Genomic DNA, 606 nt, shown 5'->3' with positions numbered 1-606 from the left:
AAATGCCCCATCGAGGTGATGGGAGAGGTCATGCAAAATGCCATGGCAATGCGGCATGATGCTCCGGCTTCAATTCAATAACCGTGTTGCACTCAGCTCCTGCAACCGCCCATCTCAGTGCTCCCCTTTATTTCGCATGACCCGTTACTCACGCCTTATGGCATAATGCCATTATTGCTCATGGAGACTCATCTTGCGCTCGAACCTGCCTGTCACAACCGTTGAACAAATATTTCCAGTCCAGCAGCGATTGATCTCTGCTACGGATACGAATGGGAATATTTACTATGTGAATGATGAGTTTATGAGAATAAGTGGCTATTCTCGTGAAGAGTTGTTGGGCAGTCCGCACAATTTGGTTCGTCATCCCGACATGCCTCCAGCTGTTTTCGGGCTGATGTGGGGCTATCTGAAGGCTGGCAAAAGCTGGATGGGTATCATCAAGAATCGCTGCAAGAATGGTGACTTCTATTGGGTCAGTGCGTATGTGACACCTGGCGGCGGCAAAAACTGAGTGCAACACCTGACCTTTCCGGTACGGTGCTGCCCCTATGTCTTATACCGAACTCAGCGTTGAAGAGCGCGCCACCATACAAATCGGTCGTA

1 pseudogene is annotated in these 606 nt (G+C 49.8%); it reads left to right on the top strand.

The features are described from left to right. Window positions 1-193: 193 nt before the first annotated feature. A pseudogene (locus tag ACNFCI_RS23995) lies at window positions 194-496 on the top strand (PAS domain-containing protein); the annotation flags it as partial. Window positions 497-606 lie beyond the last annotated feature (110 nt).

The sequence above is a fragment of the Pseudomonas sp. NY15356 genome, assembly GCF_048068175.1.
Taxonomy (GTDB): domain Bacteria; phylum Pseudomonadota; class Gammaproteobacteria; order Pseudomonadales; family Pseudomonadaceae; genus Aquipseudomonas; species Aquipseudomonas putida_K.
The sequence above is the reverse complement of the archived record's forward strand: the minus strand, read 5'-3'. Positions and strand labels throughout refer to the sequence as shown.